This is a genomic window from Desulfosarcina ovata subsp. ovata, assembly GCF_009689005.1.
Classification (GTDB): Bacteria; Desulfobacterota; Desulfobacteria; order Desulfobacterales; family Desulfosarcinaceae; genus Desulfosarcina; species Desulfosarcina ovata.
The window spans coordinates 70,243-92,582 of the sequence record NZ_AP021879.1; the positions used below are offsets into that span (position 1 = coordinate 70,243).

The 22,340-nt window shown below is 44.6% G+C and carries 16 protein-coding genes, 1 tRNA gene and 1 pseudogene; 16 read left to right on the forward strand and 2 right to left on the reverse strand.

Going from position 1 to position 22,340, the window contains the following annotated elements; all coding sequences use genetic code 11:
• Window positions 1-3 precede the first annotated feature (3 nt).
• The 6 genes and pseudogenes from galE (at window position 4) to GN112_RS00355 (ending at window position 6,916) form a co-directional block, all read left to right on the forward strand.
• Window positions 4-993, forward strand: a complete 990-nt coding sequence (gene galE / locus GN112_RS00335) for a UDP-glucose 4-epimerase GalE (protein ID WP_155308389.1) — start codon at window positions 4-6, stop codon at window positions 991-993.
• A 304-nt stretch (window positions 994-1,297) separates the two neighbouring features.
• Complete coding sequence (locus GN112_RS00340; RefSeq protein WP_155308390.1) at window positions 1,298-3,580, forward strand: tetratricopeptide repeat protein; 2,283 nt, start codon at window positions 1,298-1,300, stop codon at window positions 3,578-3,580.
• Between the two features lie 18 nt (window positions 3,581-3,598).
• Window positions 3,599-4,747 (forward strand): hypothetical protein, encoded by a 1,149-nt coding sequence (locus GN112_RS00345; RefSeq protein WP_155308391.1) that lies wholly within the window; start codon window positions 3,599-3,601, stop codon window positions 4,745-4,747.
• A 48-nt stretch (window positions 4,748-4,795) separates the two neighbouring features.
• Window positions 4,796-5,242 (forward strand): annotated as a pseudogene (locus GN112_RS34145) (ExeA family protein); the annotation flags it as partial.
• A 495-nt stretch (window positions 5,243-5,737) separates the two neighbouring features.
• On the forward strand, window positions 5,738-6,436 hold the full coding sequence (locus tag GN112_RS34150) for an OmpA family protein (protein WP_231717210.1): 699 nt from the start codon (window positions 5,738-5,740) through the stop codon (window positions 6,434-6,436).
• 54 nt (window positions 6,437-6,490) lie between these two features.
• The gene (locus tag GN112_RS00355; protein ID WP_155308393.1) at window positions 6,491-6,916 is read left to right on the forward strand and encodes a PilZ domain-containing protein; all 426 of its coding nucleotides are present in this window, start codon (window positions 6,491-6,493) and stop codon (window positions 6,914-6,916) included.
• Between the two features lie 64 nt (window positions 6,917-6,980).
• On the opposite strand, the gene GN112_RS00360 is transcribed toward GN112_RS00355, so the two are convergent.
• Window positions 6,981-7,697 carry an alpha/beta hydrolase gene (locus GN112_RS00360; protein ID WP_155308394.1) on the reverse strand — a complete coding sequence of 239 codons (717 nt, stop codon included), beginning with the start codon at window positions 7,695-7,697 and terminating at the stop codon, window positions 6,981-6,983.
• 105 nt (window positions 7,698-7,802) lie between these two features.
• Window positions 7,803-7,900, reverse strand: a tRNA-Sec gene (locus tag GN112_RS00365).
• A 126-nt stretch (window positions 7,901-8,026) separates the two neighbouring features.
• Here GN112_RS00365 and GN112_RS00370 point away from each other — a divergent pair.
• The 10 genes from GN112_RS00370 (at window position 8,027) to GN112_RS00415 (ending at window position 22,296) form a co-directional block, all read left to right on the forward strand.
• Window positions 8,027-8,491, forward strand: a complete 465-nt coding sequence (locus tag GN112_RS00370) for a phosphatidylglycerophosphatase A family protein (protein WP_155308395.1) — start codon at window positions 8,027-8,029, stop codon at window positions 8,489-8,491.
• 172 nt (window positions 8,492-8,663) lie between these two features.
• Entirely contained in the window at window positions 8,664-9,308 is a 645-nt protein-coding gene (gene lepB, locus GN112_RS00375) for a signal peptidase I (protein ID WP_155308396.1), read from the forward strand.
• 92 nt (window positions 9,309-9,400) lie between these two features.
• On the forward strand, window positions 9,401-10,792 hold the full coding sequence (locus GN112_RS00380) for a sigma-54-dependent transcriptional regulator (RefSeq protein ID WP_155308397.1): 1,392 nt from the start codon (window positions 9,401-9,403) through the stop codon (window positions 10,790-10,792).
• Window positions 10,793-11,370: 578 nt separating this feature from the next.
• Window positions 11,371-11,751, forward strand: a complete 381-nt coding sequence (locus tag GN112_RS34760; protein WP_414736133.1) for a prepilin-type N-terminal cleavage/methylation domain-containing protein — start codon at window positions 11,371-11,373, stop codon at window positions 11,749-11,751.
• A gap of 194 nt (window positions 11,752-11,945) precedes the next feature.
• A complete protein-coding gene (locus tag GN112_RS00390) occupies window positions 11,946-14,021 on the forward strand; it encodes a tetratricopeptide repeat protein (RefSeq protein ID WP_162458709.1) in 2,076 nt (691 codons plus the stop codon).
• Complete coding sequence (locus GN112_RS00395; protein ID WP_155308399.1) at window positions 13,996-16,056, forward strand: tetratricopeptide repeat protein; 2,061 nt, start codon at window positions 13,996-13,998, stop codon at window positions 16,054-16,056. Before GN112_RS00390 ends, GN112_RS00395 begins: the two co-directional genes overlap by 26 nt.
• The gene (locus GN112_RS00400) at window positions 16,046-17,224 is read left to right on the forward strand and encodes a vitamin K epoxide reductase/DsbA family protein (RefSeq protein ID WP_155308400.1); all 1,179 of its coding nucleotides are present in this window, start codon (window positions 16,046-16,048) and stop codon (window positions 17,222-17,224) included. The genes GN112_RS00395 and GN112_RS00400 overlap by 11 nt, the downstream gene beginning before the upstream one ends.
• Window positions 17,225-17,254: 30 nt before the next feature.
• Complete coding sequence (locus GN112_RS00405; RefSeq protein ID WP_155308401.1) at window positions 17,255-18,964, forward strand: hypothetical protein; 1,710 nt, start codon at window positions 17,255-17,257, stop codon at window positions 18,962-18,964.
• Window positions 18,945-20,750 carry a tetratricopeptide repeat protein gene (locus GN112_RS00410; RefSeq protein WP_155308402.1) on the forward strand — a complete coding sequence of 602 codons (1,806 nt, stop codon included), beginning with the start codon at window positions 18,945-18,947 and terminating at the stop codon, window positions 20,748-20,750. Before GN112_RS00405 ends, GN112_RS00410 begins: the two co-directional genes overlap by 20 nt.
• Complete coding sequence (locus GN112_RS00415; RefSeq protein WP_155308403.1) at window positions 20,743-22,296, forward strand: hypothetical protein; 1,554 nt, start codon at window positions 20,743-20,745, stop codon at window positions 22,294-22,296. Before GN112_RS00410 ends, GN112_RS00415 begins: the two co-directional genes overlap by 8 nt.
• Window positions 22,297-22,340 lie beyond the last annotated feature (44 nt).

Below are 22,340 nucleotides of genomic sequence, written 5' to 3' on the forward strand. Positions count from 1 at the left end.
AAAATGAATCCAAAAAAAAAGAGTGTTCTGGTTGTCGGCGGAGCAGGGTATATCGGTTCCCACATGGTGCGGCAATTGGTCGAGGCCAAGTGGAATGTGGTTATTCTGGACAACCTGTCCACAGGCAGCCGGCAGTTGGTTCATGGTGGCCAATTGGTTCAGGGACGGCTGGGAGATGTCGGTCTGCTGGACCAGCTTTTCAGCGACCATGACGTTGCCGCGGTCATGCATTTTGCGGCCTTCTCCCAGGTTGGCGAATCGGTCGATCAGCCGCTTAAATACTATCGCAACAACCTGGCCGAGACAATCAACCTGCTGGATGCCATGGTGCGCCACAGGGTTTTGCGTTTCATCTTTTCCTCGACGGCGGCGGTTTATGGCGAACCGGAAGCGATCCCCATTACAGAAAATCACCCACGCCAGCCAACCAATCCATACGGAAACACCAAACTGGCGGTGGAGCGCATGCTGGCCGACTGCGACGCTGCCTTTGGGTTGAAATATGCGGCGTTGCGTTATTTTAACGCCGCGGGCGCGGACCCGTCGGGCGAGATTGGTGAAATGCACGATCCCGAGACCCATCTGATTCCCATTGTGCTGAAAGCCGCTTCAGGTCATATAAACAATATACAGGTATTTGGTACGGACTACCCTACCACAGATGGTACCTGTATCCGGGATTATGTTCATGTCAACGATTTGGCCCAGGCTCATCTGCTGGCCCTGAACGCGTTGTTTGACGGTGGGGCGAGTGCGGTCTACAACCTGGGCAGCAGCAGCGGTTACTCCGTTAAAGAGGTGATCCGGATTGCCGAACGGGTCACCGGAAAAAAGATTCCGGTTGTCGAAGGACCCCGCCGCTTGGGAGATCCTGCCGTTCTGGTTGCCAGTTCAGAAAAAATTAAAAACAGGCTCGGTTGGGTGCCGGTTTATGACGATCTTGAAAAAATCATCCGGACTGCCTGGAACTGGCATTTGAAACAGATATCTTGAGCATTTTCCATTTTTCTCCGACTTCATCCTGCAATGTGACCATATAATAAGATTTCCGCTTAAAAAGGGGCTTAAATACAATATATGGTTTTTAAATAAAATTGGCATACCATGGGTGGTATTTTTAAGAGGCTTAAAAAAGACGTCACAGGTGTCCTCTAATCCACACTGACATTTTCTGTGGGGGAGAAAGATGGCCGAATTGGCAGGAAAATGGTAAGCAGTTAACTCGTACCCCTTCAGAAATGAGCCGTTTGCCCGATATTCGCGTTATGTTTAAAAACAGAATAACAGGAGAGGTTGAATGAAACGGTGTTGGACTAAAATTCCGGTAGTTTTCATAATTTTTGCGATCCTTTTTTCTGGGTGTTCATCGGATGAAGAGAAAAAAGCCGCCCATTTTGAGAAGGGGACAACCTATTTTGAAAAAGGCGAATACAAGAGCGCTGAACTGGAATTCCGCAATGCCATTCAGATCGATCCGGAATATATCGATGCCTATGAACGCCTGGGGGAGACCTATCTGAAACTGGGTGACCCCAAGGGTGCCTTCAAAGAGTACAGCATGGTGGCCAAACTGGATCCGGAGAATACCGATGCCGCGCTCAAGCTGGCCACCTTCTATATGCTGGGGAAGAAGCCTGATGAGGCCCGTGAAAAGGTGGAAGCGGTGCTTTCCAGGGAACCCAATAACATCGAAGCGCTGTTTTTGATGGCCGGGTTGCATGATCTGGATAAAAATTTGTATGAGGCGGCGGCCGTCTTCCGCAAAATCATTGACCTGGATGCCGATCAAGCTCGTGCATATATGGGCTTGGCCCGTGTTTATGCGCGCCAGGGAAAGCCTGACGACGCCGAAGCACAACTGAGAAAAGCCATCCAATTGGATGTAAAAGCGATTAAACCCCGATTGGAACTGGTCCGTTTCTATGCCAGCCGCAAGGAATTTGACAGGGCCCGGTCCCAGATTGAAAAGACCATCGAATTAAATCCCGGGAATTCGGAACTGTACATCGTTTTGGGGAATTTTTTCTTTCAGATGAAAAAACCGTCTGATGCAGAACATGCATATCTCAAGGCCATTGAAATCAGCCCGACAGATATTAAACCATACATGGTCGCCGCCGGATTTTATGATGCCTCGGACATGGTTGAAAAGACCCTGGCCATGTACGAGAAGGCCCTTGAGATTAAACCCGACGACGTTAATATTATGACCACCATGGCCGGTTTTTTTCTGAAACACAAGAAAATGGAAGATGCGCAGCATCACCTGGCCAAGGTTCTGGAGGAGCGGCCCAATTTTTTTCCTGCTCGGATGATGAAAGGCGAGATCGCCACCATGAAGAAGGACTTTACCGAGGCGATCGGTATTTTCGATCAGTTGGTCAAGGAGGAACCGCGATCCGCCCGAGCGCATTATCTGAAAGGGGTCGCCCTTTTGGGCAAAGGTGAACTACAAAGTGCCAAAACGTCCCTGGGAAAGGCCGCAGAGCTCAATCCAAAACAGGAAAAAGCCAATATATTGCTGGCCGATATTGCCATGCGCGAGCGGGCCTTTGACCAGGCCCAGAAGCTGAGTGAGGCAGTCCTATCCGACAATCCGAAAAACTTTCAAGCTCGCATGATCCTGGGCAACGCCCTGATGGCCCAGGGAAAAACCGGCCAAGCCGAAATTGCCTTCAAACTGTTGATTGCCGAGAATCCTGAAAGTCCGGCCGGTTACTTTCGTTTGGGCGTCTTGCAACGGGCGACAAAAGATTATGACGGTGCACTGACGAGTTTCAATTCCGCGCTGGACCGAAACCCCATGCTGATGGATGTATTTACCAACCTGGTGCTGGTTTATGGGGCTAAAAAAGAGCTGAACACCGCCCTGGAACGATGCGATGCCCAGTTGAAAAAGGTTGGCGATTCCAAAGTTCACCAGGCCATTATTAATAATTTGAAAGGCGGCCTGTACATGGCCCAGAAACGAACCGACGCTGCCAAGAAGGCATTTGAAGCGGCGATTCAACTCAATCCGGATTTTATGCCGCCCTATTATGCGCTGGCCCGGATCTATCTGGCTGAGAAACAGCCCCAGAAGGCTATTGATCAATACGAATCGATTCTTCAAAAGAAGCCGGGCCAGGCCGGACCGCACATGCTCCTCGGGACCATCTATGACATGCAGCGAAAGTACGACATGTCTGAAAAACATTATCGTGCTGCCCTTGATATCAATCCCCAGTTCGCGCCAGCGGCCAACAACTTGGCCTACCTGCTTTCAACCCGTGATGGAAACATCGACGAGGCCCTTAAATTCGCCCGGATCGCCAAGGAGAAGCTGCCCGATGATCCCAGTGTGATGGACACGTTGGGATGGATCTATTACAAAAAAGCGCTTTACGGAAATGCCGTTCAGGAATTTTCAGACAGCCTGGAGAAATTATCGGATAACGCAACGGTCAATTTCCACCTTGGGGCGGCACTATTTAAAAAAGGTGAAAAAACAAAGGCCAAGGCTTATCTGGAAAAAGCGCTGAGGTTGGATGAAAAATTTGACAGCGCCGATGAGGCCAGACAGATGTTGTCGGAGATATAACTTGCCAGGGATCTGTCGATGCGCTATTTCCCATTTAAAACGCTGATCCTTTGTGTGCTGCTGCCGCCACTGGTATACGTTTTTTCACTGCAGTTTATCGAAAATACCCTTCAGGCACGCTATGATCGTAAACTTTCGGCAACCTATACCGGCGACACCCGTGACCTGTTCGATGGCAGCATCCGCCTGCAGGACGCCATCCGGAAAAATATTGATGCATTCATTTCCAATCGAAAACTGGTCGATTGGGGGGTGCACGTTGCCATTACCGTCAAGACCAATGACGGGGTCTATCTTTATCCCGATGCCTACAATGACCAGCGGTCGGAAATCGGTGTCGGTGACAGTGTTGCCATTGCCCGGGAAAACTTCAAAATACTGAGTGAGGGGTTAATCAAGACGATCGACGTCAAGATTGATCACAATACCCCCATCGCCAACGCAATTTTGCTGTTCTGCGTGCTCGTCGCGCTTCTCGTGCTTTTTATTTTTTACCAGCATGGGCTGAAATTGGCCACCGCCGAAGAACAGGCCAGAAAAGCGGCTCTCGATGATCTGGAAAAGGACCGGCAAAACGGTCTTGATCGATTGAAACAGCTCGAAACCCAGCGTTACCGTCTTTCAGAAAAAATCGAAACGATGAGGAAAACGCTGGATGATGAACGCCGCAAGGCGTCGGCGACCGAAGACGAAATGATGGACGAACTGCTGGGCCTTGAGGAAAAAATTGCTGAACACCAGGCCCTGAAAAATGAACAGCTTGGAGAAATCGAGCACTTAAAGGTAAAACTCGAACAGTTTGAAAAAGAGAAGGACGCGCAAAACCGTCAATCCCTGAAAGGCATTGCCGCAGTTAAAAAACGCTTTGGTGCTCTGTATAAAAATATCGATGTTCATGATCGGGCCGTCGCCGGATTCATGGATCTTACCGAAGAGATGAAAATCAAGGTCGAAGAGGTGGTCTATCAACTAAATGACGATCCCAAGCAGGTGACCATCAAACGCAAGGTGTTTGGGAAAAAAAATCGAGAAACGGTCTTCGAAGTCATTTTCGCTTACAAAGGCCGGCTTTATTTCAGAAATATTTCCAACCATCGGGTTGAGGTATTGGTAATCGGAACCAAATTGACCCAAAACAAGGACCTTGCTTTTCTCGACAAATTATAAACCGGACATGGTGTTAGTGGTAACGTCCGCACATTCGAGACGCTCAAAATGTATCTGGATTTTTATAAATTACAGTTAAAACCATTTCAAATCAGCACCGACCCCAAATTCCTGTGGCTTGGTGAAAAGCACAAGGAAGCCCTGGCTGTTTTGAAATACGGCATACTCGATAACAAGGGCTTTCTTTTGCTTACTGGTGACGTGGGAACCGGCAAGACAACACTGCTCAATGCACTCATTGGCAGCCTGGGAGAAGATGTGCTCGTGGCCATGGTCACCGATCCCGGGTTGGCCAAGATGGATTTTTTTAATTTTGTCGCCGACTCTTTTGAAATGGACAAAAGTTTCAAGAGCAAAGGCGAATTTCTCATCTATTTGAAAAATTTTCTGCTTGGCCTTTACCAGCAGAACAGGCAGGCTCTGCTGATCATTGACGAAGCCCAGCATCTCAACCAGAAGATGCTGGAAGAGGTGCGCCTGCTTTCCAACATCGAGAAACACAATACCAAACTGATCAATATCTTTTTTGTGGGCCAAAGCGAGTTCAACGAAATTATTCTCAGGCCCCGTAACCGGGCCATCCGCCAGCGTATTACGATTAATTACAACATTACACCGCTTTCCGAAGCGGAAACCGGCGACTACATCCGTTTCCGGTTGGAAATTGCCGGAACGGATAAACCGATTTTTACGCCCCGGGCGATCAAAGCGGTATTTACATTTTCCAACGGATACCCGAGGCTGATCAACATTGTTTGTGACCAGGCGCTGTTGACCGGATACGTTAAAGAAAAAACGAAAATAGATGAGAAAATTATCACCGAGTGTGCCGAAGAGCTGAAAATATCCCATGGGTTTCCCATTCATAAGAGCAGAGCCACGCCAGAGGCGGTGGTGGAACAACCGGTAGTCGAATCCTTGGTGAATGAAAATAGTGACGCTGCGACGGTTACCGGCCATCGTGACGCCAACCGACCATTGGGGCACCCCATGATGATTGTGCTCATCGCTCTCATGGTTTTGTGGATTGGGTTGATTTCGGTCTATTTTTTCACCCGTGAAAGCGGGCCTCCATCCGCGCTGAGAGTCGGCACGGACGAACCATCGGCGATCGCGACGGCAGACCGTTCAACAGAGTCCAATACGTCTCAAGGCAAATCCTCACGCGCCACCCCCACGGGTGAGGACAGTGGCATTGTATCCGTGGCGCAGACCGGCCAACCCCCGGGCTCATCCGAAATCGAATCCGCCGGGTCCGAACAGGCCAAGACGGAACCTGATAAGACAACAGCGATAAACGACGCACCACAATCCACAGGAACTGAAAAAAAAGAAGCTTTGATAACCCTGGAAATGATCAATGAGACCTACGGGGTTGCCCCGGAAGTATATTTCGGCTTCAATTCCAATAGCTTGGATGATCAGTCCTATGGCATTTTGCACATGGTGGCGAAATACTGTGTCCAAAATCCTGGTGCAAAGCTTATCTTAAAAGGGTATTCAGACAGCTCCGGCGTACGTTCATATAATATTAAACTCTCTGAATTCAGAGCGAATATGGTAAAAACCTATTTGGTCGGGCGAGGCGTTGCCCCACTGGCCGTCAAAACGCTTGCCATGGGACCGGAAGCGCAGGGATCGGAAACCGCGCAACGAAAAGTGGTGATCGAGATTGTTGCACCGGAATAATTAACGAGAATCGGATTCGATCTTTTGTCCAATCTTTCTGACAAGGCTTGACCCATGGGTGAATCATCATATTCGGAAGAAGCCGGCCAACTGACTGAAAAGTTGATTCAGGCGGTTTCGAAATTAAGTCTCCAGAGAAAAAAAATGCTGGCTGAACTGCTCCGGGAATGGGAGCGATTGGATTACCGTGAGGATTCCAGAATCCCCTGTTTTTTTCCGGTGGACTATTCGGCCAATGATCGCGTGTATCAGGATTTCATTAATAACTTAAGCAATGGTGGCGTTTTTATTGAAACGGCAGCCGAATTGACCATCGGGCAGACGCTTTCGATGATTTTCAATGTGCCGTCACTTCAGAAAACCTTTAAGATCTCCGGGCGCATCGTCAGATCCGAGGCAGATGGTGTGGGTGTAAAGTTTAACAAAAAATTAACACCTTATCAAAAAGAGCTGATCCATAGTGCCGTCAGTCGCAAGTAGTTTGTTCATCCCCGATCCTAAGGCATCACGCTATGGGTGAGGCCTTTTTTATTGCAGGGGGCATTCACGAGGTTGCGACGCAATCCTTGAACCATTGCACGGCTTCTTGAACATAGTGGCGTTGGTGGGCTGGGTCGGTAATCCGGTGATCTCCGCCTTCCAATATCAGTAATTTTTTCGGCTTTTGGGCGACTCGGTAAATGTTGTGGGCGTTTTGAACGTCGACGGTTTCATCATCGCTGCCATGGACGATAAGAATGTTGTGAACGGACGCGATTTTTGAGGAAATGTCAAACCGGAGCCGATTTTGACGAACTTCATTTTTCAGCGATTGTGGAGAGTCAGACGGCAATTGGATGGACCGGCTCTGCATTGGTGCGGCAAGAGTGACAATTGAAAACGGGGAGATCCGCTCTGCGGCAGCAAGGCATACCGTTCCGCCCAGGCTGCTGCCAAACAGACCGACAGGTAGACTGCCCAGTGTTTTTCCCATCACCTCGACAGCGGCCATGAGATCGGCCATGCGACCCTCAAGGGTCGTATCCGTTTCAAAATTGCCGTCGCTGTCTCCGCATCCCCTGTGGTCAAATCGGAAGTAGGCCATGCCCAAGGCTGTGCAGCGGCCGGCCAGATCGATCTGTTTGGGTGAGTTTTTATCGGCCATCAGGCCGTGGCAGCCAATGATGACCACCGATGGCGGCTGGTTTGGGAAATGGAGTGTCCCGGATAAAGCCAACCCATCAGCCGCAAATTCAACTTGATTCACTGTATTTGTTGGCATGTTCTCATTCTAAGTAAAATCATATGCTTGAATTCTGGTTACCACTGGAGTATAGGAGAGTTCGTTTTTGCGAGACCGCATTTTTGCGGTTAGGGGGTAAAAAAATGGCGGAAGTGCATGGGAATCGAACCCACCCGGGACGGTATTAGCGCCCCACACCGGATTTGAAGTCCGGGAGCCTCACCAGTAAGCTGCGCACTTCCGTGTAATTCGGCTCTTTTATGAAGCGAATGGGCTATTTTGTCAATATTTTTATGCAGATCAAGTGAATCCAAGAATATCCTTAACCTGTTGCGGATATTTGACAAATCGTTTTATTGGATCAATCAATGAAAAGCTTCAAAGATAAAGCGATTTTGTTTATGGCCACTGGCGGATGGGTCGGCTACGCGCCTGTCGCACCGGGTACATTTGGATCCATCGCTGCTTTACCCTTGTGTCTGCTGCTAGCATCTGTGGATATTGGTGTGGCGGTTGCACTCGTTATCGGCCTGATTGTGCTCAGTGTATGGACCGCCCATATGGCGGCTATGCGTATGGGCCAAAGCGACCCGAAACAGGTGGTCATCGATGAAATCTGTGGCATGGCCGTGGCGTTGCTGGGGCACCCCTTTTCACCGCTTTGCGTTTTGGCGGGTTTTGCATTGTTTCGGGGGTTTGATATATTAAAACCTTTTCCCATCCGGTGGGTGGATCGGAACGTCCCCGGGGGATGGGGAATTGTACTCGATGATCTCATTGCCGGGGTGTGCGCCAACGCCTTGCTTCATATGGGAATTTTTCTTTTGAATTGATTGCCCAAAAAAGGGGGCATATCAATCATCGTTTATGCGTGATTATCCATGAAAGGCAGTAATTGTAATTTTGGCCTGTTTTTATCAATATATTGTGGTTAATTAATTAGTATTAATCTATATATTGTATAGATACACTCCAAAATTATAATTGCTGCATGAAAGGTCGGCCTTGATTTTGAAAAAAAATGCAGATGCGGACGCAGCACCCAAGAAAAAAGGGGTATTGCGCGAAAATATCGAAGCGATTGTGGTTGCCGTCATTCTTGCCTTATTTATCAGGACTTTTGTGGTTCAGGCATTTAAAATCCCTTCTGGATCAATGAAAGATACCTTATTGATTGGTGACCATATCCTGGTCAATAAGTTTATCTACGGCGTAAAAATGCCATTCGTGAAAAAAACGCTCATTCCCATCAAGGATCCGAAACAGGGGGATATCATTGTATTCGAATTTCCTGAAGATCCGAGTAAAGATTTTATCAAACGGGTCATCGGTACACCGGGAGATATTGTTGAAATCCGAAACAAGAAACTGTTTGTGAACGGAACCCGCGTTGCTAATGGCCACGGGGTATTTAAAGATCTAAAAATTTATCCATCCCAGATGCAGCCCCGTGATAATTTAGGACCCATTACTGTACCCGAGGGGAAACTTTTTGTAATGGGGGACAACCGGGATTTTTCATATGACAGCCGCTTCTGGGGCTTTGTCGATTTTGCTGCCGTAAAAGGAAAGGCGTTCATTATATACTGGTCCTGGGATAAGGAGGACTTTGATGTTCGCTGGAGCCGGTTGGGACACCTTCTTGAATAATGGCTTCCTGTGCATACTGGATAGGGGCGCCTTTCTCAATGGTACCAATCATAAATGACCCATTCGTCTGAATCTGTTCATGGAGCACCTTAATGCCTGCAACACCCTATCGAATACTTGTTGTTGATGATGAGTTGAGCATGCGTGAACTGCTTGAATTCATGCTGGAAAAGAAGGGGTACGGCGTCCTTTGCGCGGCCAATGGCAAATCGGCGCTGGCGACGATTGAAAAAGAACCTTACGATCTTTTGCTTTGCGACATCCGCTTGGGGGATATGACCGGCCTGGAAGTGTTGAAGGCATCCAAAAAGAAAAACCCGCATGTTACCGTGATCATGATTTCCGCTTTTGCCACGACCGAGACGGCGGTGGAGGCAATGAATCAGGGCGCTTTCGATTATGTTCCCAAACCTTTTGAAAACAAAGAGTTGCTTCAGACCATCGCCAACGCGCTGGAGCGAAAGACCCTGGAAAAAGAAAAACATGCCCTCGACAATCAACTCAAGGAAAGCGTTCATTTTGGTAAAATCGTGGGCAACAGCCCGCGAATGTTGCATATTTATGAAATGATCCGTCAGGTTGCCCGAACGCGAAGCAGCGTGATGATTACCGGTGAAAGCGGCACCGGCAAGGAACTGATTGCAAGGGCGATTCATGAACAGAGTGATCGGGTAAATGAGCCGTTCGTGACCATTAATTGCGGTGGCATTCCCGAGAACCTGCTTGAAAGTGAATTCTTTGGGCATTGCAAGGGCGCTTTTACCGGGGCCAGCGCAGACAAGCAAGGGTTGATGGAGATTGCCCACAAGGGCACCCTGTTTCTTGATGAAGTGGCTGAATTGAGTGTCCCCATGCAGGTCAAGCTGCTCCGAGCGGTTCAAGAGCGGGTTTTCCGGCCGGTCGGCGGAACCCGGGATGTCAGTGTGGATATCCGGATTATCTCGGCTACCAACAAAAAACTGGAGGATGAGGTAATCGCCGGGAATTTCCGGGAGGATTTGTTTTATCGATTGAATGTTATCGAAATCAAAATTCCACCGTTAAGGGAACGAAAGGGTGATCTTCTGTCACTGGCGCAACATTTTCTGGAAAAGTATTCTAACGAATTAGGTAAACAGGTCACCAAATTTTCTTCCTATGCGATTGATTTGTTAAAGAAATATGACTTCCCCGGCAATATCCGCGAATTGGAGAACCTGATCGAAAGAAGCGTGGCCCTGTCCAACACCAATATCCTGCTGCCGGACAGCCTGACCATGTCGATTCATAAAAAACGCTGGATCGAAGGGGTCCGCAACCGGCGGTTCGATGTCGACGAGGTGGCCCATGGTGTTGCCTTGGATGGCATATTGGAGGAAATCGAACGGGCATATATCGAAAAGGCCATGGAATGTGCCCAGGGGAATAAAAACAAGGCGGCCGAGTTGTTGGGCCTGAGCCTCCGCTCTTTTCGATACAGGATTGACAAGCTGAACGTAAATTAGCTATTTATAAACGTGTGCAGAAAAAATGACCCTTAACATATGGGGATGCTCCGCAACTGCACTTCATTGATCTTCGATTCCACAATTTAAGGTTCCACTCAAATCCATCTGTTTCTCATGTTTCCGATTCTGGAAGTCGCCTGATTTGCAACGTACCTGATGTCCGGATCCTGATATTTGCCATTCAAATGCGTAACCGGTCTGTAATGATCCGTGAAATGAAAAAAGTCTAAATGTTTTATTTATTGGTGCGATAAGGTTTATGTACGACTCCTGATCAAGACCATACATCTCAAATCAACCCATGACAATTTTTGGCACGCGTTACCAAAATTTGGTTCTAATTGGCAGAGAAAAGACGGATTATTTCATTTGGTAAGTGTGGAAATTTTGGAAATATATAAAAAAACAGTAAGTTAAAAAAAATATATTTTTATTCAAATGTGGCATTTTTGATGCTTTAAATACTTAACAAATTGCAAAGGAGGAAAATCACTTAAACCAGATGCAAACCGGATCGTTTCACCAACATTAATTAATTTTCAGGAGGGTTTTACATGCTTAGTAAAATGAGAAAGATGGACAACAAAGGTTTCACCCTGATCGAATTGATGATCGTTATCGCCATCATTGGTATCTTGGCTGCCATCGCGATTCCCAACTTTATCGCCTATCGTAATAAAGCATTCTGTAGTGCGGCGGAATCGGATGCCAACAACATTGCATCGGCATTGGCAGATTATTTCGCCATCCCCTCGCACATCACAGTGCCTGCCTTGGCGGATATCGGCATGAACACTCTGTCCGGCCCGACTGGCGCTTCCAATTCCGCCACATTGAGCGGTGGTATTGACAATATTACGATTACCGTGACGGATGTCAGCAGTCGCTGTCCCAGTGATTACCAGGGTTCTCAGACGGACTGGAATAGCAGTGTTTTCACCAAGGTGATGCGATAACTTGCGCTGAGAATCGTTGGATTTTAGTTTATAAGTATTGCTTTTAATAAAGGGGGGCACCTTAAACGCCCCCCTTTATTTCATCATAGAAAACCTATCCCTCTGGACCAGATCAGGAAAATCAGTAGGATTGCGGATAATCCCCTCCTGGGGCCGGATGTTTCTTATTTCTGAATTCGATGATAGATAAAAAGATGACGGTCGGAAAAGGTAGCACAGTCTCATTCCTGCTGATTGCAATTTTACTTGGTGCAATTTATTCCAACACGCTCAACGCCTCTTGGCACCTTGACGATGAACCGAATATCCTCAACAACAATCGCATACATTTGGATCAAATAAGCTATCGCGGGATTATTGATAGTTTACGTGCCCATCCACTAAGCACCGGAAAGTTATACCGTCCGGTCGCAATGTTAACGTTTGCATTAAACTGGAGGCTCTGCAAAAATTCAGTTGTTGGCTATCATGTCGTTAACATCGCTATCCATCTATCCTGTTGCCTTCTTCTTTTTATAACCATAACCCGTCTTTTTGAATGCCCGAATATTGTGGGCTATGATCGCCGAGATTCTCATTTCATAGCACTGCTTTCTGCGGTTTTATGGGCAGCCCATCCGATTCAGACACAAGCGGTTACTTACATTGTGCAACGAATGGCTTCCCTATCCACCTTATTCTTTCTTTTGGCACTTTATTTATACGTCGAAGCAAGAATCGAAGGTTGTCTTAAAAAGGCATGGTGGAAATATGTTTGCAGTTTTATTTGTTTTTTACTCGCTTTCGGGTCAAAAGAAAATACCTTAATCTTCCCTTTGTCACTCATCCTGGTAGAGGCGGTTTTTTTTCAGGATCTTTCAATTAAAAAAAATAAAAAAATTTTTTCTGTGATCGGTCTTTCTGTCGTATTTACCGTGGCGTTGGTTGGTATCCTATTGTTCATAGGAAATTTTTCTTCCCTGTTAGGGGGATATAAAGCACGCTCATTCACTCTTTCGCAGCGATTGATGACGGAACCTAGAATTCTAATTTACTACCTCAGTCAACTTTTCTATCCTGTGGAAACTAGACTTTCCATTGAACACGATATCGTGATATCGACTTCATTTTTTGATCCATGGGTAACGCCTGCCTCTCTGATACTAATTAGCATTTTGATTTTGTGGGCGTTTTTTAATATAAGGGAGTTCCCTTTTATTTCTTTTGCAATTTTGTTTTTTTTCTTGAATCATTCGGTGGAGTCTACTTTTATTCCCTTGGAGTTGATTTTTGAACATCGCAATTACCTTCCATCCCTTTTCCTTTTCGTGCCAATTGCTATTTGTTTCAATAAGTTGATAGGATATTATCATCGGCGGAAGCATCACCCGATGGAACTGTTTATATATTTATCCATATCATTGTTAATCGTATTTATGGGGATCGGCACGTATAAAAGAAACATGGTGTGGGCAAGTGATTGGGCGTTGTGGTACGACGCTTCCCGAAAATCACCGAATAGCGCTAGACCGGCCTACCTCCTTGCCAGACACTATGCCAAAAGAGGCGCTAATGTAAAAGCTATGGCGTTGTATGAAAAAGCTTTAAGGAGCCAATCTGCAACGCCCGACTACACTCGTGCTCTTGTTCTGAATGGAATGGCTGCTATTTACTTTGCCCAAAAGAATTACGATGCGGCTATTGCCACGTTTAAGAAAGCGATTGCACTAAAACCGGAGTTCTCTCAAATTCAAACCAATATGGTAACTTCTTTGATTAAGATGGGCCGATTGTCAGAAGCTGACCGGTGCCTTGAAAATTTGTCGGAGAAACAATCAAGTTTGTACCATTATCTGAAAGGCCTTGTTCTATCCCGAAAGGGAACGCTATCCGCTGCCCTGACGCATTTCCGGCATGCCTTGGTAATAGAACCCGATTCTAAAATTGTTAAAATTAAAATATCAGAGACGTTGGCCGCAATCGGATATTATCGTCAGGCAGAAATTTTTACAAGGATTTCAAAACCATATTATGCTTCGGACATAGAAACGCTTGTTTTTTTATATACTAACAGCATAAAAGCCGACAGGCTAAAACAAGCAGTGTTCTATTTGGATCAAATATTTAAAAACATAAATCTGAAACTTGCTTTGGGAAAATTAAGAGAAAAATGTGAAGAGAGTTTGATGACATTGAGGCAGAAAACAATAGCTCAAAATTTAATTTCTATAAAAATTGAAACTTTTTCAGAAAAAACTTACGCAATTGATCAAAAATTCAAAAGGAATTGATTTGCGCAATCGGAATGCCTTTTTTCTGATTCTTATTTTTACCACCATTGTTTATAGCAACTCATTTAGTGCCTCTTGGCATTTTGACGACTTTCCCAACATTGTCAGTAATAAGGGGATCCATATATCAGATATCGGCATGGATTCCATAACAAAAGCGCTCTATGCCAACCCGATTAATAATAACAAGCTCATCAGACCGGTAGCATACTTGTCATTTGCTATCAATTGGTATTTCGGTAAGCATCACGTGTTTGGTTATCATCTGATTAACCTGGCGATCCATATTATCGTCGCCTTTGTTCTCTTCCTCTCCATTTTAATCCTGCTTAGGTCCCCCAATGTTTCAGTTGCCTATAAAGGCGATGAATACTGTATTGCGTTATTGGCTTCGGTAATGTGGTCGATTCATCCGATTCAGGTTCAAGCGGTGACCTACATCGTTCAACGGATGGCCTCAATGGCATCCTTATTTTACATATTAGGAATATTTCTCTATCTCAAAGCCCGGATCGCAACGTCCAAACGCAAAGCCTGTCTACTCGTTTTTGGAATAGTTATTTCCTATTTTCTGGCGATGGTCACAAAGGAAAACACGGTAACGCTTCCCATATCTATCCTCCTGCTGGAGTTTTTGTTTTATCAGGATATTGATAAATTAAAAACTCTAAAACGAATAAGGGGAATCGGCATATTTTCTGTATTCATCGCTATCCTTTTAGTAGCGATATTTTATAAAGTAGAGTGGTCGTCCCTAATTTCTGGATATGAAAATAGGCCTTTTACATTTACTCAAAGGATACTGACAGAACCACGAATTGTGCTCTTCTACTTGAAACAGCTACTGATTCCAATTAACAGCCATTTATCGATTGTCCATGACGTTAAGATTTCAACATCATTGTTTCATCCAATCATGACTTTGCCTTCCATACTTTGTGTCTTTGGTTTGTTGGGAATTGGAATATCACAAATAAAGAGTCGCCCCTTAGTGGCCTTGGCGATACTCTTTTACTTTCTGAATCAAATAATTGAATCAACTATTATACCACTGGAACTTATTTTTGAACACCGTAATTATCTGCCGTCAATGTTCTTATTTGTGCCCATTGCCGCCGGCATAAAAGCTTTAATTAATTTTTATTACAAAAGACAGTCGATTGTTGCGTTTGTTGTTGTCATATCCACCACCTTGGCAATTTGTGGAATCGGTCTTGCTGCCTACATTAGAAACCAGGCATGGTCAACAGAGGAAAGTTTATGGATGGACGCCATGTATAAGGCACCGGACAATCCTCGTCCGTACCAAAATATTGCAGGAATTTATAAAGATCGGGGCAATTATGAGAAATCAATGGCTTTATACCAGAAATCGATTGGATTGCCCAACGTTTCCAATACTTCTATCAGTAAGTCCAAAAATAATATTGGCAATATTTACTGGCTATTTAATGATAGCCAAAATGCTATGCGGTTTTATCGTGAGGCAGTCGCAATTGATGAAGGGAATCGTTTAGCACGAATTAATTTAGCTTCCGAACTGATTCGTGTTGGTAATTACGCGTTGGCCATGCAGGAGGCAGATAAATTGTTGGCCATTGATCAAAGTGACGTCAGGCATATTAATCTAAAAGGCTTCATATTATATAAACATAATTGTTTTAATGACGCTATAAGGTGGTACAAAAAAGGATTGTCAATTGATCCATCTAATTGGAATTTATTGATAAACATTTCAATGGCCCTTAGTCGAACCGGCGCTTATCGAAATGCTAATTTTTTCTTAAGCAAAGCCCTGCTTAACCATCCAAAAAACATTTACATTTATTTTGCATATATTGATTCTTTGTATAATGAATCCAATAAACTAAAAATAGAAAATATATTAGATAAACTATTTACTATGTTTAGTATAGATATTATTCTTGACCAATTGAGTAATGCGAAAAGAATGGAAAATAGCATTCCATTCAGTCCAGATATTACGGCAAAAATAATGATTGACAAAATAAAGCGATATAGAAATGAAGAATAGAACAAAGGTTATCAATCCTTTACCATTTTCAACCTATTATATTACCATTATGACCATTGCGGCTATAGGATTGATAACCACTATTTATTTGTCTATATCACACTATCGGGTTTATACTGATATTGAATATGAAAGTTTCTGCGCTATAACAAAGGCAATTAACTGTGATACTGTATCCCAAAGCCCTTACTCCATAATGTTTAACATTCCTGTTGCCATTTGGGGACTTATTGGATATATTTTTATTACAATTTTATTGAGCATTGCCTGGAAGTATCGTTCTAAAGGGATGTATGTCTGGCCTACAATTATATTACTATCTTTTATATATTCTATAGGCAGCATTATTCTCGCGATAATATCATCCAAAATCATAAAAAGTTACTGTATCATGTGTATCGTAACATATGGAGTAAACTTCGCATTAGTTTATTTTTCATTACTGATATTTAATAGGTTTGGAAAATGTGGCATTTTTAATGGTCTTATCGGTGATGTCAAGTATTTTATAAAAAATATGTTTGTTGTAACTCTGTTTACCGTATTATCCATTACTTTTTTGATAATTATAGCAAACATTATCCCCCATTACTGGCGTATTGAAAATGATTCCTATCTAAGAGATCTACCCAATGGTATAACGGCTGATGGCCACCCATGGATCGGAGCAACGACTCCGCAACTCACTATCATGGAATATACAGATTATCAGTGTTTTCAATGCAAGAAAATGCATTATTATATTAGACAGATAGTTGCTAAATACCCGGATAAGATAAGACTTATCCATAGGCATTTTCCGATGGATAGTGTCTATAACCCATTAGTAAAAGAACCTTACCATCAGGGTTCCGGTAAACTTTCCCTACTTGCAATATTTGCAACCATCCACGGAAAGTTTTGGCAAATGAACGATTTCTTATTCTCATCACAGCAGAGCAAAAAAACAATTGATATTAAATCGATTGCCGATGAAATTGGTTTAAATCCCAAAGAATTATTTGCAGCAACGCAAAATGCATATTTGCGGCGAATGTTAAACGCTGATATCCTCACTGGGATAAAGCTTGGCGTAAGAGGAACCCCAGGATACACTGTTGACGGGAAATTGTTTCTGGGCACTTTACCTTCAGAAATGTTTTCCAACTTGGAAGGTGTTTCTCCATAGATTTACTGCATCATTTAAAAGGTGTGCTTTGTGTCAAGGCAATCGACTATATGGAAAAATGTTTTCTTTGGTTTTGCTATCGCGATATCCATCTTTGCCTCATTATGGGGGGTGTTCGATAGAAATGTTCTAAAATGGCTGTTTGTCAACACTTCATATTATGTACTACTGGCGATGGTTGGTGTATGGTCCTTCCATTTAATTCGATATCTTAAAGTAACCGGTTTTCACCAGAAGGGCTTTATGGCCCGCAACTGGCATTATTTTGTTGTGGCAGGCCTCCTGACGGTAATTATATTTAGTACAACTCCGGTTGACTTCAAAACATTGAATGACGAACCGGTATTGCTCTCCGTATCCCAATCCCTTCTGTATTTTCGGACACCATATGAAATTAATGAGGGGTTGAATTTCTGGGGAAGCTACTCGCCACTTACCACCGAAATACCAATACGCCCACTTTTATTCCCATTTTTGCTACAATTTTTCCATCACATCGCTGGATATCATTTTTATCACGCTTTCATACTGAATATGGTGTTGTTGTTTGTGTTTTTCAGTGGGGTAGGAATCTGCTTCAAAAAGGTAAGTGACCTTTCCACATCGTATACTGCGATACTGCTGTGTGCCGCCCATCCTGTCATCGCCATCTACGGCACCGGCGGCGGGTACGATATGATGGCTGCCGTTTTTCTATGTCTGGCGTTGGCTCTTCTCTTCGGATTCATCCATGCGTCGACAAATGAACGGTTTTCACTGTTGTGGATGACCTTGGTGCTTCTCGCTAATATCCGGCATGAATCTTTTGTTTATTCAATGATAATCGGCTTGTTTTGCCTTACGCAATTAAAAAAAGACGAACTGAAGCGGAATTCATGGCTATTACTATCTGCAGGCCTGTTCATGATGCCATACATCTGGCAACGCCTTCTTGTTACGGGACGGTACGAAAATCCCGCAGGCACTTCCCTTTTTTCAGTTGGTATGTTTTTTCGAAACGGCCATGAGTTGCTATCCAACTTTCTAAATATCGACTTCTTCCTGCCGTATAGCGGGGTATTAAATGGGGCTTCCGTAGTGATTGGTTGTGTTGTGATGTTTCAATTGATAACCGGCAAACTTATGGTGCAGCCCAAGATAAAGATTTTCTGCGGAATTTTAATGACATGTTTTGTTACCAATTTGGTTATCATCTTATCGCATCATGCAGGGAGGTATTCGCTTGCCACACAGGCGAGATTTTTTATCGTCTTTTCATTAGCTACAGCGCTAACCCCGATCATATTTAAGCTGGCGTACCCTCAAAAGTTGTCAAACAGGACACTTTTGTGCTTTGCTATTATCATTTTACTTCTTTATCATCCCATAGCGATGCGGAACAGTTTTGTTTCCAGCCTAATGGAGAACCGCTCCAACAAAGCATGCCGTGAGTTCTTAAAACGAAAAACCTACGATAACCCACTTGTCATTACAAAGTGGCCCGTGCAGATCACCGGTATAGGTTACAGTGCCATAGGGTTCGAATATGCCAACCGACATAAAGAAAAAATTTTGTCTGATTTGAAAAATCGGTTTTTTGACAGTATCATCTTGTTTCAACAGAAAACAGCCGAAAAAAATCTCCCTCTAAAGGGGCAGGTGTTAAACTGGGGGAGGGAATTTGAAAAAATTGATCAAAAAGCAATATATTATAACCAAGTCTATTTGGAAATATCGATAATTGAAACCCAGCCGTTATAAAGATAGTGGTGGTTATCGAACCTGGCACCAAGAAAGTCTTAATACCGACCGGGTAACAAAGGTCGAATACTGCGTCCTGCTCCTACTTGTTTTGGTAATTTTCCTGATCTATCATCGATTGCCTACGCACGACTTTATTAGTCTTGACGATCATGTGTATGTTACCGGCAACGATCAAGTCAGAAGTGGCCTGACTCCTGAATCGATAAAGTGGGCCTTTACCACCATGCATGCGGAGTTCTGGCATCCAATAACTTGGCTTTCTTTAATGGTCGATACCGAATTGTACGGCGTCAATCCAAGTGGGTATTTGATCACCAACCTTTTCCTTCATATTGTTAATACGTTCGTAATTTTTCTTTGTTTCAGAAACACGACAAAGAATTTATGGCCAAGTGCGCTGCTGGCATTACTGTTTGCTGTTCACCCGTTGCATGTCGAAAATGTGGCCTGGATATCAGACCGCAAGGACTTATTGGGCGGATTGTTCTGGATTCTGACGATATGGCAATACTACCGGTTGATCCAAAAGCCATGCCTGGCACGAAAATCGCTTCTGGTTGCCCTATTTTGTTTGGGATTGATGTCAAAACCGATTCTCGTTAGCCTGCCTTGCATATTGATCTTGTTGGATATATGGCCATTGCAGCGATTGGCCATCGGTCCGTGTAGAAGCATGCAATGGTTGCTCTTTTTTCGTCAGGCGCTGAGAGACAAGTTGACTCTATTCACAATGGCCCTGGCCTTTAGCTTGATTGCCTTTTGGGCGCAGCAAAAGGGCGGAGGTGTGGGATCGTATGCCGCGTATCCAGTTGGCGACCGTATTTTCAACGCCGCCATGGCATACATCGGCTATCTGTTAAAAACTTTCTGGCCGGAAAACCTTTCCGTATTTTACCCGTTCGATAACGATATCCCTTTTATTCAGGGATCCTTGGCCACTTTGCTGGTGGTGGCCCTTAGTGCTGCGGCATGGCGGTGGGGTGGGTACGCTAAGCCCCTTCTGGTTGGATGGTTCTGGTTCATCGTCACCTTGATCCCAACAATCGGCATAATCAAGATCGGCGATTTTTCCATGGCTGACCGTTACCTGTACATTCCCCAGATCGGCCTTTTCATTGTATTTTCCTGGGGAGCATATCAAATTGCAACGCGATGGCTGAACCCAATCATGGTGGCCGTCGCCTGCTGCCTGATCATTGGGTTGCTGACGCTTGCGTCGTACCATCAGGTGAAGCACTGGCAGAGCAGCGGGACGTTGTTCGCACACGCACTGGAAGTCAATCCGCATAACTATTTTGCCCACTATGCCATGGGGCGACTACTGGCCAGCCAGAGAGAATACGACCGGGCGCTTGATCATTTTTCCCGTGCGGTCAATCTCGCGCCTGACAAGTACACTATGCGTATCGATTTTGGACGCGCATTGATCGTTAAGTCGCGCTTCAGAGAAGCGTTGGAGGTTCTGGAAACATTGATTCCCCTGAACCACCCATCCCATCAACGGGGTGAACTATATTTTCTCAAGGGCCTTGCATTGATGGGAATGGGGCGTTCTGGGGAAGCCGAATCCAATTTTATCCATGCCTTGAATACTGATTCCGAAGAATACGCGAATAACGTTGCAAGTAAAAGTGATTCGGGTGGTACGATAGATCGGGGAGAAATACGCGTTGGTGTGAAAAGGGAAACCTCTCATCTTGTCTACCTCGCAAAAATAGGATATGCCAACTGGCGGTTGGATCAGGAAAAAATGTATAAAAAACAAAAGAATGCAAGTGAATAACCCCATATTTTGTGTGAACCATAGACAGGAAGTGGCCTGGGCGGTTATCCTCTTTGCTGCGGCCTTTCTTTTTTATGCCCTGTTTCAAAACGATATCCAGGGATATGATATATGGTGGCACATCGAAACGGGAAGGCTGATACTAAATGATCATTTTCCAAAATCGGATATCTATTCCCACACAGCATATGGCAGGCCGTGGGTTTTGCACGAATGGGGCAGCGAGATCATTTTCTACCTGTTGTATTCCAGATTCGGCTTTTCCGGACTGATCTGGATCAAGTCAATGACTGCCGCATCAGCGGCATTGCTGATGTTCTTGATTCTGAAAATGCGATCCCGGCTTATTGTTGGGCGGAATTTATGCCTACTCGTTACTGTTTTTGCCCTGATCGGCTTTCATAAAACCTGGGGCTTTCGGCCACAGATCTTTTCATTGCCGTTTTTTCTGCTTCTTATTTATCTGATTGGGCGGTGGGAACAGGAGAAACGATCAGCGTTATTGGTGGCTATTCCACTCATGTTTGTCGTTTGGGTCAATCTGCATGGTGGCTACTTTATCGGATTGATTTATATAGGTATTCATATTGCTGGCAAGGTGGTGGGCAGACGCTTTGATTCGGGAAAATTTCGTTTCGACAAGAAACTCGTACTGGTTTTTTTTTCCTCAATTTTGATGTGTCTTGTCAATCCGAATGGTGTTGCATCATTGTTGTATCCGCTGGCCTATCGCAGCAATGCGCAAATACCGTTGAATTTCATTGCCGAATGGTATCCGGCATCGATGTCAAATAGCCAGTATTATTTTGTTTTTATTTTAATGTTGATTGCGGTGCTCTATTTTTCACGTAGGGCGTCCTCGCTGCCGGAGATCATGCTGCTTGTTTTCTTTAATTATTATGCCATCAAGCATCATCGTCTAACCGCTAATGCGATTGCGGTTTCGATGCCCTTTTTTTTTGATAAAATTAACGAATTATATGCCCGTATGGTCAAACCGGATAGAAACCTTGCTTTGCTGAGCAGCGACGCGGGAATTCCAACCGAGGCGACCCAAGGAGAGGAAAACTCGCCGGAACCTTTGAACAGGAGATACAGATATTTTTATTATCTTCTGGTTCCAACGCTTGTACTATCCATGGTTTTTGTGAGTGCAATGATTTTTGCAGGAAAGGGGAAAGTTATACTAAAAAGCGAGATCAAAAAACTGAAATACCCCCTTGAAAATATTGCGGTTTTAAAAAAAAGTGGAACACCCGGAAACTTGTTCAACCAGTACCGGTACGGTGGGTTGATCATTCTTCAACTACCCGGAAAAAAGGTGTTTATAGACGGCAGAATCGATGTCTATGGTCCGGATATTGCCGACGAATATGATACGGTGCTGGAAATGAAGGATGGATGGCAAGAGATCATGAAAAAATATAATATTTCACATGTTCTAGTCGATAAGATGACGCCGCTGGGGAAATTTCTCGGAAGAATCGATCATCGGTGGAAGTTGGCTGCGGAAGATAATATTTCCGTCATCTACGTGAAACGATGAAGATGATGGGAGTGCCTTTTTGGTAGGGATTGGCGCCTACAAAT

Excerpts from the sequence above, each read along its gene's own strand:
- galE (WP_155308389.1), top strand. The coding sequence starts at position 4 with ATGAATCCAAAAAAAAAGAGTGTTCTGGTTGTCGGCGGAGCAGGGTAT.
- GN112_RS00340 (WP_155308390.1), top strand. The coding sequence starts at position 1,298 with ATGAAACGGTGTTGGACTAAAATTCCGGTAGTTTTCATAATTTTTGCG.
- GN112_RS00345 (WP_155308391.1), top strand. The coding sequence starts at position 3,599 with ATGCGCTATTTCCCATTTAAAACGCTGATCCTTTGTGTGCTGCTGCCG.
- GN112_RS34150 (WP_231717210.1), top strand. The coding sequence starts at position 5,738 with ATGATGATTGTGCTCATCGCTCTCATGGTTTTGTGGATTGGGTTGATT.
- GN112_RS00355 (WP_155308393.1), top strand. The coding sequence starts at position 6,491 with ATGGGTGAATCATCATATTCGGAAGAAGCCGGCCAACTGACTGAAAAG.
- GN112_RS00360 (WP_155308394.1), bottom strand. The coding sequence starts at position 7,697 with ATGCCAACAAATACAGTGAATCAAGTTGAATTTGCGGCTGATGGGTTG.
- GN112_RS00370 (WP_155308395.1), top strand. The coding sequence starts at position 8,027 with ATGAAAAGCTTCAAAGATAAAGCGATTTTGTTTATGGCCACTGGCGGA.
- GN112_RS00380 (WP_155308397.1), top strand. The coding sequence starts at position 9,401 with ATGCCTGCAACACCCTATCGAATACTTGTTGTTGATGATGAGTTGAGC.
- GN112_RS34760 (WP_414736133.1), top strand. The coding sequence starts at position 11,371 with ATGGACAACAAAGGTTTCACCCTGATCGAATTGATGATCGTTATCGCC.
- GN112_RS00390 (WP_162458709.1), top strand. The coding sequence starts at position 11,946 with ATGACGGTCGGAAAAGGTAGCACAGTCTCATTCCTGCTGATTGCAATT.
- GN112_RS00400 (WP_155308400.1), top strand. The coding sequence starts at position 16,046 with ATGAAGAATAGAACAAAGGTTATCAATCCTTTACCATTTTCAACCTAT.